Annotated in this window: 12 protein-coding genes; 5 read left to right on the top strand and 7 right to left on the bottom strand. The window is 39.1% G+C overall.

The features are described 5' to 3' along the window. Positions 1-56: 56 nt before the first annotated feature. Both CGC57_RS02115 and purH read right to left on the bottom strand, forming a co-directional pair. Positions 57-794 (bottom strand): MlaE family ABC transporter permease, encoded by a 738-nt coding sequence (locus CGC57_RS02115; protein WP_040361783.1) that lies wholly within the window; start codon positions 792-794, stop codon positions 57-59. A gap of 22 nt (positions 795-816) precedes the next feature. Then, entirely contained in the window at positions 817-2,349 is a 1,533-nt protein-coding gene (gene purH / locus CGC57_RS02110; RefSeq protein ID WP_095897772.1) for a bifunctional phosphoribosylaminoimidazolecarboxamide formyltransferase/IMP cyclohydrolase, read from the bottom strand. 224 nt (positions 2,350-2,573) lie between these two features. Between purH and CGC57_RS02105 the strand changes: the two genes are divergently transcribed. The 5 genes from CGC57_RS02105 (at position 2,574) to CGC57_RS02085 (ending at position 8,734) form a co-directional block, all read left to right on the top strand. Next, on the top strand, positions 2,574-3,821 hold the full coding sequence (locus tag CGC57_RS02105; RefSeq protein WP_002681509.1) for an ABC transporter permease: 1,248 nt from the start codon (positions 2,574-2,576) through the stop codon (positions 3,819-3,821). A gap of 60 nt (positions 3,822-3,881) precedes the next feature. Further along, the gene (locus CGC57_RS02100; RefSeq protein ID WP_095897771.1) at positions 3,882-4,562 is read left to right on the top strand and encodes a hypothetical protein; all 681 of its coding nucleotides are present in this window, start codon (positions 3,882-3,884) and stop codon (positions 4,560-4,562) included. Next, entirely contained in the window at positions 4,559-5,338 is a 780-nt protein-coding gene (locus tag CGC57_RS02095; protein ID WP_095897770.1) for a hypothetical protein, read from the top strand. Before CGC57_RS02100 ends, CGC57_RS02095 begins: the two co-directional genes overlap by 4 nt. Positions 5,339-5,536: 198 nt before the next feature. Next, on the top strand, positions 5,537-7,132 hold the full coding sequence (locus tag CGC57_RS02090; RefSeq protein WP_095897769.1) for a flotillin family protein: 1,596 nt from the start codon (positions 5,537-5,539) through the stop codon (positions 7,130-7,132). Continuing rightward, on the top strand, positions 7,133-8,734 hold the full coding sequence (locus CGC57_RS02085) for a DUF4139 domain-containing protein (protein ID WP_095897768.1): 1,602 nt from the start codon (positions 7,133-7,135) through the stop codon (positions 8,732-8,734). 97 nt (positions 8,735-8,831) lie between these two features. On the opposite strand, the gene cysK is transcribed toward CGC57_RS02085, so the two are convergent. The 5 genes from cysK to CGC57_RS02060 form a co-directional block, all read right to left on the bottom strand. After that, entirely contained in the window at positions 8,832-9,740 is a 909-nt protein-coding gene (gene cysK / locus CGC57_RS02080) for a cysteine synthase A (RefSeq protein WP_095897767.1), read from the bottom strand. A gap of 34 nt (positions 9,741-9,774) precedes the next feature. Continuing rightward, entirely contained in the window at positions 9,775-10,617 is an 843-nt protein-coding gene (locus CGC57_RS02075) for a serine O-acetyltransferase (RefSeq protein WP_095897766.1), read from the bottom strand. A 244-nt stretch (positions 10,618-10,861) separates the two neighbouring features. Further along, entirely contained in the window at positions 10,862-12,364 is a 1,503-nt protein-coding gene (gene gltX / locus CGC57_RS02070; RefSeq protein ID WP_095897765.1) for a glutamate--tRNA ligase, read from the bottom strand. Positions 12,365-12,370: 6 nt separating this feature from the next. Beyond that, a complete protein-coding gene (locus CGC57_RS02065) occupies positions 12,371-13,033 on the bottom strand; it encodes an aspartate kinase (protein ID WP_095899443.1) in 663 nt (220 codons plus the stop codon). A gap of 89 nt (positions 13,034-13,122) precedes the next feature. Continuing rightward, positions 13,123-13,482, bottom strand: a complete 360-nt coding sequence (locus CGC57_RS02060; RefSeq protein WP_002681532.1) for a YraN family protein — start codon at positions 13,480-13,482, stop codon at positions 13,123-13,125. Positions 13,483-13,539: the final 57 nt, after the last annotated feature.

The following is a 13,539-nucleotide window of genomic DNA, read 5'->3' as shown; positions in this document are numbered from 1 at the left end:
AAAAATCCAGTATAGTAACTCACTATACTGGATTTTTTGTTATTATCTTGATCAAACTAAGCGTAGAACAATTGTGTAAGCACTGAGTTAGCAAGGATAATCACTATACTTGTCCATACAAATGAAACCGTACTAGCTTTTCCAACATCTAAAGCGCCTCCCTTCATATAATAACCGTGATAGGACGGAATAGTAGCCAAGAAAAATGCAAAAACTATTGTTTTAGTGAAGGCATACACCATACTATAAGGTTTGAAGTCGTATTGCACTCCTTGTACAAATTCGGCAGAGGTGGTATAGCCACTCATCACCGCAGAAGCCCAACCACCTAATACCCCTAAGTACATACCTAAGGCGATGAGGAAAGGCATTAACATTAGGGCTACTATTTTGGGGAATATCAAATAATTCACCGAGTTTACCCCCATAATATCAAGGGCGTCAATCTGTTCGGTTACGCGCATTGTACCTATGCTGGAAGTGATAAACGAACCAATTTTCCCTGCTAAAATTACTGCTGTAAAGGTAGGAGCAAACTCCAATACAATAGATTGACGAGTAGCGAAACCTATGAGGTATTTAGGGATAAAAGGGTTGTCGATATTCAAAGCGGTTTGTACAGCTACTACCCCTCCCACGAAGAAAGAGATAAAAGCTACGATACCTATAGATCCAAAGATGAGGTCGTCTATCTCACGCAATATGAGGTCTTTAGTAATCGACCAGCGGGTGCGTTTGCGAAAGACATCATAAAGCATTATAAAATAGCCTCCTACGGCTGCAATGTGTTTCATAGGTTGTTTAAATAGCGTTTAATTAGTGTTTAAAGTGTCGTATTCCTGTGAATACCATTCCCATTTGGTGGGTATCACAATAGTCGATACTGGCTTGATCTTTAATAGAGCCACCGGGTTGTATTACAGAGCGGATACCTTCGTTGTGAGCAATTTCCACGCAATCGGGGAAGGGGAAGAAGGCATCACTTGCCATTACGGCATTGTTGAGATCAAATTTGAATTCTTTAGCCTTTTCGATAGCTTGTTTGAGCGCATCAACACGGCTGGTTTGTCCTGTACCGCTGGCGATGAGCTGTTTGTTTTTAGCTAATACAATGGTATTCGATTTGGTGTTTTTGCATATTTTAGAAGCGAAGAAAAGATCGTCGAGCACTTCTGCTGAAGGTTTTACCGCAGTTACGTATTGTACATCGGCTATGCTATCAGTTTTGAGGTCTTTTTCCTGTACCAAATAGCCATTGAGACACGAACGCACACTTGTTGTAGGCATTTTGGCTTTCTTCTGTACTAAAATAATACGGTTTTTCTTCTGTTCGAGTATTTTTAGAGCTTCATCACTATAAGAAGGAGCAATGATTACCTCAAAAAACAGTGAGTGAATAGTTTCGGCAGTAGCCGAATCGATTTTTGTATTAGAAATGAGGATACCTCCAAAAGCTGAAACGGGGTCGCCTGCGAGCGCATCTTTATAGGCTTCGTGTATCGTTTTGCGAGTTGCTACGCCACAAGCATTGTTGTGTTTTAGTATAGCAAAAGTAGGATCGTCGCCTACAAATTCAGCCATTAGATTTACAGCAGCATCTACATCTAACAAGTTATTATACGAGAGCTCTTTGCCGTGTAATTTATCGAAAAGGGTATCGAAATTACCGTAAAATTCTCCTTTTTGGTGAGGGTTTTCGCCATAGCGCAACACTTGTCCGTGGCACTCGTTGATAGCTAAAGTAGGAATTTCTTCGGTTTGGTTGAAGTAGTTGAAGATAGCAGTATCGTAGTGAGACGATACGCGGAAGGCTTTAGCAGCAAAGTGGCGGCGCTGTTCTAAAGTAGTGCTGCCGTGTTGTTCGTCTAAAATCTGCAAAAGGTCATTGTATTCATCAACTGAGGCTACACAAAGCACATCTTTATAGTTTTTAGCAGCAGCGCGGATGAGCGAAATACCACCTATATCAATTTTTTCAATAATCTCTTGTTCATTAGCACCGCTTGCCACTGTTTTTTCAAAAGGATATAAATCTACAATCACTATATCAATTTGAGGGATAGCGTATTGTTTCATTTCTTCAGTATCCTGCACATTGTCCTGACGGTTGAGGATGCCTCCAAAAATTTTAGGGTGAAGTGTTTTCACACGTCCTCCAAAAATAGAGGGATAATCAGTAATACTTTCCACAGGAATTACCTCTACGCCTAATTTTTTGATAAAATCTTCAGTACCCCCAGTAGAGTAGATGGTAATGCCTAAAGTTTTCATTCTGTGAATGATAGGTTCTAATCCTGTCTTGTCAAAAACAGATATTAAAGCAGATTTTGCTTGTTTTGTAGTGCTCATTTGAAAAAAAAGTTTTATTTTTGGCTACAAAAATAGTACTTTTTACCAATACAAAGCAAACAAAAGAGATTAAAATTTGTTAATGAGCCAATTTGCTAATTAACAAATTAGCAAATTGGCAAATTCTTAAATCAATCCTATATCCTATGAAAAAAGCAGTTTTATACGCTCCTATTCCTCTATTGAAAGACAAGACATTTAGAAATTAATGTAAAAAATACGATATGTTCATTTATCTACAACTATTAAAAGAGAGTTTTAACTTTGCTATCAAGTCACTGCGCGACAACAAGCTCCGCACTTTCCTATCGCTATTAGGTGTAACGGTGGGTATCTTTTCTATTATCTCGGTGTTAGCAGCGGTTGATTCACTCAATAGGAGCATTCAGGAGAGTCTTTCGGGTTTGGATAAGAATATGATTAACCTTTCTAAATATTCTTTTGCCCCCTCGTCTGTGCCTCAATGGCAACGCCTCAGCTTTCCACAAGTTACTTATCAGGAATACGAATTTCTCAAACGTGAATTACCTAATACCGAAGCAGTGGTGTACGAGTTATTCGGTCTCAATTCGGCGGTGAAGTACGGCGGTAAAACTATTCCCTCAATGTCTGTGCAGGCTACCTCAGCAGGGGTGGAACAGATTAGCGACATTCGTATGGGCAAAGGGCGTTTTTACAACGATGCGGAAGCCAATGCAGGAACGGCAGTAACGATATTAGGCTATGAAGCTGCCGAACAACTCTTTGGAGAAGAAGATCCTCTTGATAAAGAAATACGCGTATTTGGCAGGCGACTCACGGTTATTGGGGTACTAAAAAAATACGGAGAATTAGGGGGAGGTCCTGATAATAATGCCTATGTAACAGCTAATTTCGTCCGCAGTTTTATGAATACAGGTCCGCAAGGGATGCCTAGTGGGGTCGTACTCAAACCTAAAAAAGGAGTGGATATGGCAGAATATGAAGCCGTATTGCGCCAGAAATTCCGTACTTATCGCGGACTCAAACCTGAGGATATCGACAATTTTTTCCTCAACAAAATCTCGTCGTTTACTGATATGATAGATGAAACCATTGGAATGATGAATGTAGTAGGTTGGATTATTGGGGGCTTTTCTATCTTGGTAGGTGGTTTTGGGATTGCCAACATTATGTTTGTGAGTGTGAAAGAACGCACAAACCTCATTGGGGTACAAAAGTCGTTAGGCGCTAAAAATCAGTTTATTTTGTTTCAGTTTTTGTTTGAAGCAGTACTTTTGGCGATTATTGGCGGACTTTTTGGGTTGCTCTTCGTATGGTTACTCACCTTTGTAATCCCGAGTAGTGAAGAAGGTTTTACTTTTATACTATCGTTTAAAAATGTAGCTATAGGTTTGAGTATCTCGTTTGTGGTGGGCTTGCTTTCGGGCATCATTCCTGCTTCGTCAGCAGCACGACTCAATCCTGTAGAAGCCATTCGCACGGGGTCATAGTACAGTCGTGGCACGATGAGCTTTTTGTATTACAAATTTTGATTACTAAAAAATCTAAAAATGAAAACACTCTTAATCGCTTTATTTTCCATCACTTGTCTTTCAGCTCAAGAGTTTATAGGCAAAGATTGGGATATTGATAATTTCTTAGGAGAATTTCCCGATGTAACGGATGTTTATTTTCTAAAAAAACCACGCCAGAAAAATCCTTGTGTAGCTGATAATACGATTCTATTTCGCTCTGATGGTACTTTTTTTCCACCTTGTATAATAGATAAAGATCATTATGATGGTCAATACCAAATGGCGGGGGAAAACTATCTGAAGGTAGCTATTGGTAGTTACTACATTCATAAAGTATCTAATGATGAATTTTATCTTATCAAAAGTACAGGAAACCTCATTACCGATAAACAAAAGGCTAAAAATGCGGAGGCTTTAGCACGCTTTATGAAAATATATAGCCGAAATGGTAAATCGCCTAATCCTTCTTTCCAACTGAAAAGTGATGTGCCTAAGGATGAGCGTATTGGCAAACTTGTGCGCAAACTTTTTCACCTTATCTCTTACGAAATCCTCAAAGGTTACCCTACCGATGATAGCACTCTTTACCTTGTGAAAGACTTGAAAACCAATACCTATTACTACCTGCGAGAGGAATATTATAAAGATAAAGTAACAGTTTATTACTTTACTGAAAAAGACTTAAAACAACGTGCTAAAGAACAGAAAAAACAATGATGAAAACACTTTTTATAACACTCAATTTTCTCTGGGTAGGAATACTTTCTGCCCAAGAATTTATAGGTGCTCAATGGAAGATTAACAACATATTAGGGGCTGATATTAATAAAGAGGATTTTTATATCCTTACAAAACCCGAAGACCCTAAATGGAGTTATGGGGATCACCTACAGTTATCTACCGATGGAAATTTCAAATCGTGGTACTCAGCCCCGTGTGGGAATGATTGTTTTACCACTTCTTATGGTACTTATAAAAAAATCAGTGAGGAATATATTAGTTTCCACATTCAAAAAGTAGAACATTGGGGTGATTGCCGCGATGAAGGGGAGGTAAAAAAGAATAAGACTAACACTTATTATGTGTATAAAAAATCAGAAAGTGAAATCTATCTTCTCAAAACTACAGACGACCATTCAAAAGATTTACAAAAAGTTACTTATGCAAAAGTATTAGCCGATTACTTTAGGATAATCCTTAACAAAAACTATAGTAGTTTTGGAAATATTACACTGCCTTCCAAGCTAACTTGTCAACAACGCGCTGATAACTACGCATCGCAATACTTAAAACTCACGAACTATGAAATATGTATTACAGGGAGTAATGATTTTTTTATTTCAGTTCATTTAGTAAAAGATTTAGATAAAAACGCCTACTATTATATAGTAGAACGCCCTCTAAAAGAAGGTTATGGCTTATTTCATTACACTGAAGATCAAGTAAAAGAATTTAGAGATTACTATGAAAAACACTATGGTAAGAGAAAGTAAGCACTTATTTAGTTGGTGCTATGCTTGGATTATCATAACTTATTCCCTATCTTTGTCGCAACATTTGTAAAAAACAGATAAGATTGTGATCAACTTTACCAAAGTGTGAAACTTTGGCAAAGTGTAGCGATGCAAAAGATTATCTCCCTTTTCGAAAATGCGGACTTAAAACAAGAATAAACAATTAAAAATAAACTAATGGAAACATTCACTTCACCAATTGGACTTATCGTTATTTTGGCGGTTGTCCTCTTCGTTACTATCTCATCGCTCGTGGCGCGCTACAAACGCTGTCCGTCCGACAAAATTCTCGTAATCTACGGTAAAACCGGCGGTTCATCTGCCAAGTGTATCCACGGGGGTGGTGCCTTTGTATGGCCTGTGATTCAGGATTATGCCTATTTAGATTTGCGTCCGCTTTCTATCGAGGCAAACCTTACCAATGCGCTGAGCCGTCAGAATATTCGCGTAGATGTACCTTGTCGTTTTACGATTGCGATTTCTACCGAACACGAGAATATGAATGCAGCTGCCGAACGCCTCTTAGGGCTCTCACCTGAGCAAATTCAAGAGTTGGCAAAAGATATTCTTTTCGGTCAGTTGCGTTTGGTTATCGCTACTATGACTATTGAGGAAATCAATTCCGACCGCGATAAGTTCCTCGAAAACATCTCTAAAAACGTAGATAGTGAGCTCAAAAAAATAGGTTTAAAACTCATCAACGTAAACGTAACCGATATCAAAGACGAGTCGGGTTATATTGAAGCTCTTGGTAAAGAAGCGGCTGCCAAAGCTATCAACGAGGCAAAAATCAGTGTGGCTGAACAAGAGAAAATAGGGGAAACAGGTAAAGCCCTTGCCGACCGTGAGAAAGATACCCAAATAGCCGAAACACACCGCGATAGAGATGTGAAAATCGCTATCACTCAAAAAGATAAAGAGATTAGCATCGCCGAGGCTAAGAAAGATGAAACTGTAGGGATTGCCGAAGCTAAGAAGTTTGAGTCTATTGGTAAAGCAGAAGCCGACCGTGATAGTCGTATCAAAATTTCAGAAGCCAATGCCTTAGCTATCAAAGGGGAAAACGAGGCTAAAATCGCTATTGCCAACTCCGAAGCGCTACGTCGTGAAAAAGAAGCCGAATCGTTGCGTATTGCTATTTCGGCTGAAAAAGTACAACAAGCTAAAGCTTTAGAAGAAGCCTATTCAGCTGAAGAAAAAGCTGAAACTGCTCGTTCTGAACGCGAACGTGCTACCCAAGTGGCAAATATCATTGTCCCTGCTGAAATTGACAAACAGCGCGCTATTATCGAGGCACAAGCCGAAGCTGAACGCCTCCGCGAGAAAGCCAAAGGGGAAGCCGATGCTATTTACGCTAAAATGGAAGCTGAAGCAAAAGGTCTCTTCCAAATCCTTACCAAACAAGCTGAAGGTTATAAAGATGTGGTTAGTGCAGCAGGGGGCGACCCTACCAAGGCATTCCAATTGCTCCTTATCGAGAAGTTGCCTGAACTCGTTAAAACCCAAGTGGAAGCTGTTAAGAATATCAAAATCGATAAGATTACAGTATGGGATTCAGGCAAAGGTGAAGATGGCAATAACTCTACTGCCAATTTCGTATCGGGGATGATGAAAACTGTCCCACCTCTCAACGACCTCTTCAATATGGCAGGATTGAACCTCCCTACCTACTTGGCTAAAGAAGGGAAACAAATTACGAATGACGAGGGACGAATAATGAATGACGAGAGACGAATTACGAATGACGAGAAACAAAAAACAAATAATGCGTAGATGAAACAGTTTATTACCTATATTTTATTGTTTAGTTCAGTTTTTGTGTTAGCGCAAAAAGCACAGTTTGCTAATGCTAAACTCGATGCAGCTACAGTATATTTCAATTCAGCTGAACTTACTCATTATTTTAGTGCGAACCTCAACAAGGGTACGAATGAAATTGTAGTGAAAAACGTTGCTAATAGACTGAATGAGAATACGCTTCGCATTGTAGCTCCTAAAAATGTAACGGTACTTTCGGCTCAATTTACCACTCAGTATACTACTGATGGTGACAATCTCTTGCCTAAATCGAAACAAGTAAAAGATAGTATCGACTTGCTGACTTCTCAAATTGATAAACTCAGCAACCAAATTGCTGCTGAAAAGCAGGTGGTAGAGCTTATCAAAGAAAACAAATCGGTGTTAGGAGGTGGTACGGGACTTAATGTAGCTGAGTACGCTAAGTTTCTCGACTATTCTAAAGATAAAATGACCACTTCTCTCGACAAAATAGATACGATGACTGATAAGCAAAACAAATTGCGCTCTCTTCGCTACAATTTAGAGCAACGCCTTAAAGGGGAAGTTACTAAAGAGGAAACGCTCTCCAATGGTAAATTGGTATTGCAAGTGATGACTGATGCAGCTGTTAAAGCCGATTTCAGTGTGAGTTATATCACTCCTAGTGCATCGTGGGTGCCTTTTTATGACTTGCGTGCCGATAATATCTCTCAACCTATCAATTTGATATATAAGGCGCAAGTGCGACAAAACACTGGGGTAGATTGGAAACATATCAAACTGAGTCTTTCTAGTGGTAATCCTAATCAGAATAATCAGTTTACGCTACTAAAAGCGTGGTATCTCTATTTTGGCAGGCGATATGATGACGACTATGACTATGTGAGAGCTAATGTCTATCATTCAGGAGCAGTAAAAAAAGAAGCAATGGTAGAACAGATACAAGAAGAAGCTACTATTTCCGATTATACAAATCTAAACGAAAATCAACTCAATACCTCGTTTGAGATTACTACGCCTTATGATATACTCTCTAACAACAAAGAGCATAGTGTATCACTCAAAGAGCTTAAAATCAAAGCTAAATATGAGTATTACACTGCACCGCGCATAGATAATGGGGTGTATTTGGTAGCTTCAGTTGACGATTATTCACAGTATAACCTGCTTACTGGTCAGGCAAATGTGATTTTTGAAGATATGTATGTAGGCAAAACACTGATAGACCCTAATCAAACCTCAGAGAGTATGCAACTCACTATGGGTAATGATAAGAAGATAAGTGTAAAACGCGAAAAAATAGCTGACAAATCGGCAACTAAGTTTATTTCCAGCTATAAAGAGCAGACTTTTACCTACGAAATTATCGTTAAGAACAATAAAAAAGAGGCTATCGACCTGAAACTAAAAGACCAATACCCGCTTAGCACTGATGATAAGATACAAATAGAACTCTTAGAAGCCTCAAAAGCTGAAGTAAATAAGGAAACGGGTATACTCACTTGGGATACCAACCTCAAAGCAGGTGAAACTAAAAAATTCCGTATTAGTTATAAGGTAAAATACCCTAAAAATGAAGTAATCGGAAATTTGTAATGACGAAATACGAATGATGAGTTACAAAAAAGCAGTTGGATAAAATAAGTATCCAACTGCTTTTTAATTATTAAGACTTTTCATTTTTCACATTTCACTAAAAAAGTCCTTCTACTGACCAATAGCGTTCTCCTGTGTCGTAATTTACGGTGAGGACACGCGCTTTGGGGTCTTTTTTGAGTATTTTCGCTACCGCAGCTAAAGCAGCTCCTGTAGAGATACCGCCTAAAATACCTTCTTCTTTAGCCAATCGGCGAGCGTAATCAAAGGCTTCTTCTTTAGAGATAGGGATAACTTCATCTACTACAGCAGGGTTATAGTTATCGGGTATGAAGCCAGTGCCCAATCCTTGTAAGGCGTGAGGACCTGGAGCGCCACCACTCAACACTGCCGATTGATCGGGTTCTACAGCTACAGTTTTGAGGTTAGGGAAGTGTTGTTTGAGTACTTTTGATACCCCAGAGATATGTCCGCCAGTACCTACTCCCGTTACGAAATAGTCAAAACCTTCGGGGAAAGATTTTAGTATTTCCTGAGCGGTTGTTTTTTCGTGTACATCAGGATTAGCAGGATTTTTAAACTGTTGAGGTACCCAATAGTTAGGTTTGCCTTCGGCTATTTCCAAAGCTTTAGCGACAGCTCCGCCCGTACCTTTTTCTTTAGGCGTGAGTACTACTTCGGCACCATAAGCGGCTACCAACTTGCGGCGTTCAATACTCATTGATTCAGGCATTACCACAATGAGTTTATAGCCCTTTACAGCCGCTACTAATGCCAAGCCCACTCCCGTGTTGCCAGAGGTAGGCTCTACAATCACACTGTCTTTTTTGAGGATGCCTTTAGCTTCGGCATCTTCAACCATAGCGAGCGCAATACGGTCTTTGATACTACCGCCAGGGTTCAAGCGCTCTAATTTGATGAATACGTTGGCATCATTGCCAAACAATCTGTTGATTTTTACCTCGGGAGTATGCCCGATGACTTCTAAAACATTTTTGTATGCCATTATATAAATTATTTATTAGTTACGTGTTTAGGAATCAGATAACAAAATTAATCGGTTCTTCATATACTTCGTTGTCCTTTACAATAATCTGACTTTTGTGGAAAACCTTAGTAAAAGGTTCGATGCTATTGGTGAGCCATACATTTCCGCCGATGATACTATCGTGTCCTATTACGGTTTCACCACCTAAAATAGTAGCACCAGAGTATATCACCACATTATCCTGAATGGTAGGGTGGCGCTTGGTATGAGCTTTATCTACTGATACTGAGAGAGCCCCCAAGGTAACTCCTTGATATACTTTTACATAGTTTCCTATTATCGTAGTTTCTCCAATTACAATACCTGTACCGTGGTCAATCATAAAAGGGACTCCGATGCTTGCCCCTGGGTGAATGTCGATACCCGTTTTGCTATGAGCGTATTCAGTGAGCATACGCGGCAAGAGAGGTACTTTGCGCAACCACAATTCGTGAGCAATGCGATATACCATAATAGCAAAGAAACCAGGGTAGGTGATTTGTACCTCTCTGATAGAAGTTGCTGCAGGGTCGCTATCGATAAAATACTGAGCATCTTCTCGCAATTGCTGATAGATATTAGGCAAAATGCAATCGTAATAATCGGTTGTTTTTGCTTTTTGAGATTCGTTTTGTAGAAAATCGTCTACAATATTGATAAAATCCCAACGCAATTCCTCATAGCGGGCTTCTATACTCACTTTTGATAAGCAGGTGCGTTCGTCAATAAGAAATAAGAACTGAAAAAGGTCGTTTACAAAGCGTGTAATACGCTGTTTGCTTACGTGGTGTTTGATGTTTTTACTTTCGCGATAGAGTTCGTTGATGAGACTCTCAGTACAATTTATTTTTGTCATCGTTATAAAAAAATACCCCCACTACCTTTATAAAGCAGTGGGGGTTGTTATTTCGTTTGTTAAAATATAGTAACTGACATATCTTTAAGAAATAACGAGCCTTGCACTGCTCAAATTGAGTGTGCAACACATCGTCATTATGTTTAAAGTGTACAATGTCATATAATATTGTTCTATTTGATGGGGCAAAGGTAAGAATATTTTTCTAACTACCAAATAAAAAGTGAAAAATTATTTCATTTTTTTATTTTTCAGCAGAAAGAATTGCGTCTAAACGGCGTAGTGTTTCTTCTTTACCTATAACCTCTATAATATCAAATACGTGAGGACCTTTGAGTTCACCTACTAACGCCAAGCGCAATGGAGGCATTACTTGACCAAAGCCTAAGCCCTTTGTTTCCATATATTGCTTTACCGCCTCTTCTAAGGCAATTGAAGTAAAATTAGCAGTATTTTGGATCACTTCCGCTACTTCTTTCACAATGGTAGGAGTTTGTTCTTTCCATTGTTTTTTAATAGCCTTTTCGTCGTATTGGGTAGGTGCTTCAAAGAAGAATTTGCAGAGTTCCCAGAAATCACTTACAAAGGAAGCGCGCTCTTTGATGAGTCCAACTACTTTTTCTACTGTAGCAATTGGGGCAGTTACACCTCTTTCGGTAAGGTCTTTTTGGAAAAGGGTAGCCAATTCATCATTGGGTTTCATTTGCAAATATTGGTGGTTGAACCATTTGATTTTCTCAGGGTCGAAACGAGCCCCAGCCTTGTGTACTTTTTCTAAATCAAATAGTTGAATGAGTTGTTCCATTGAAAAAATCTCCTCATCATTCCCTGGATTCCACCCTAAAAGTGCTAAAAAGTTGATAAGAGCTTCAGGAAAATAACCTTCTCCACTAAATCCTTTTAGCGTTTCGCCATTCTCTGTCCAATCCATTGGGAAGACAGGAAAACCGAGTTTGATACCATCGCGTTTGCTGAGTTTGCCATTCCCTACAGGTTTGAGGATAAGAGGCAAATGAGCAAAAGCAGGAGCTTGCCAACCAAAAGCGCGGTAGAGCATTAGGTGCAAAGCCATAGAAGGCAACCATTCTTCACCGCGTATTACGTGAGTAATTTCCATAAGGTGGTCGTCTACGATGTTTGCTAAGTGGTAAGTAGGCATTCCGTCACTTTTGAAGAGCACTTTGTCGTCTAAGGTACTCGTATCGATAGTTACTTCCCCGCGAATCATATCGTTCATTTTCAATTGTTCGTTGTGGGGCATTTTGAAGCGAATTACATATTCATCACCGCGTTGTAGGCGTTGTTGTACCTCTTCAGCACTCAGCGATAGAGAGTTTTGCAAAGTATCGCGTGTCGCCCAGTTGTATATAAAGGTTTCCCCTTTGGCTTCAGCCTCTTTGCGCGCGTTATCCAATGCCTCAGCGGTATCGAAAGCGTAATACGCCCAACCGTTCTCAATAAGAGCATCAGCGTATTGTTTGTACAGCGGCTTGCGTTCACTTTGGCGGTAGGGGGCGTGTTTGCCCTCTTTGCCTACCCCCTCGTCGTAGGTAAGCCCTAACCAATTGAGTGAGTTGATAATGTACTGTTCTGCGCCTGGTACATAGCGATTTTGGTCGGTATCTTCAATGCGAAGCAAAAAGTCGCCACCGTGTTTTTTGGCGAATAAATAATTGAATAAGGCGGTACGTACGCCTCCGATATGCAATGCTCCTGTAGGACTTGGAGCAAATCTAACTCTAACCATTTATTTTTATAATAATTTTAAATCTTTAATCACTTTAAAAGCAATGTCCACGTGGTATTCAGGAATTACTATAGTAAACTCATTTGCAGTAGAAATTACCTCGTTCATACTCACACCTTCCCACGCCAAACGCTGGAAGATGAAATAATAAATTCCTGGTACCGAAATATTTTCTTCAGGTAATTTCACACTGATAGCCCCTAAATTAGGAAACTTGTGCAATAAGCGTTCTTTCTTGAAAATATCTTCCACAATACTCTCCATTGTACTACTTACAATGAGATTTGTTTCATTTACCCCACGAGTAGCAGCATAGAACACATCTTTGTTGTTTTGAATCTTTTGAAGCAATTCAGCCTGATTGTTCATAAAAGTATCGGATAGTAAGAAAGTATAGTCAATAAGGTTTGATCGAACGATAATATCGCCTATATTTTTTAATACTTTTACGATACGATGCGTAGAACGGAACTCCATATCTACCGATAATCGTTTGAGAGCCATTACTATAGCCCCATTACGGACTTCGCGTGTAGTAGTTTTGCTTTGTATATCTTTGCGAATCACCCTTGCGAGCGACGTGAGGTTGATAATCCCTTGAGAGAGGGCAGTTTGCAAAAAAGGTTTTGATTTGATGTATTGTTCAACGGCTGAGGCTACTGTTTTCATTTTGCTGAGGTTTAAAATTGTTACAAAAGTACTAAAAAAAAATAATTCTATAACAATATAGGGTAAAAAATTATATTTATTTAACATTTTTAGAATGGGTAAAAAGCATCTTCAATATAATTGATAGTAAACTCAACATTGTTTTTTACAATAGAAATGATATCAAATTGAACCTCTAAATCTAAATCGGTTTTTTCCAGATAGTAGTTGGTTGCTCTTACTAAAAGGTCGATTTTTTGTTGGTTCACAAACGATTCGGGTTCGCCATAAGCACTTGAATTACGCGTTTTTACCTCTACAATGTGCAAAATATTGTCCTTTCGAGAAATTATATCAATCTCGGCGTGACCGAATCTAAAATTGCGTTCTAAAATAGTATGACCATTTTCTATAAGGAAGTTTACAGCATCTTGCTCGCCTTCTTTTCCAAAATCATTATGTGCTGCCATAGTTTAGGTGTTAAGTTTCAGGTATTAGGGTTTAGGTGAGGCAAAAGTAGAAAATAA

Origin of the sequence: Capnocytophaga sputigena, from assembly GCF_002302495.1 — a bacterium.
In the GTDB taxonomy this organism is placed as follows: domain Bacteria; phylum Bacteroidota; class Bacteroidia; order Flavobacteriales; family Flavobacteriaceae; genus Capnocytophaga; species Capnocytophaga sputigena.
Note: the sequence above shows the minus strand (reverse complement) of the source record. Positions and strands in the feature narration are given on the sequence as shown.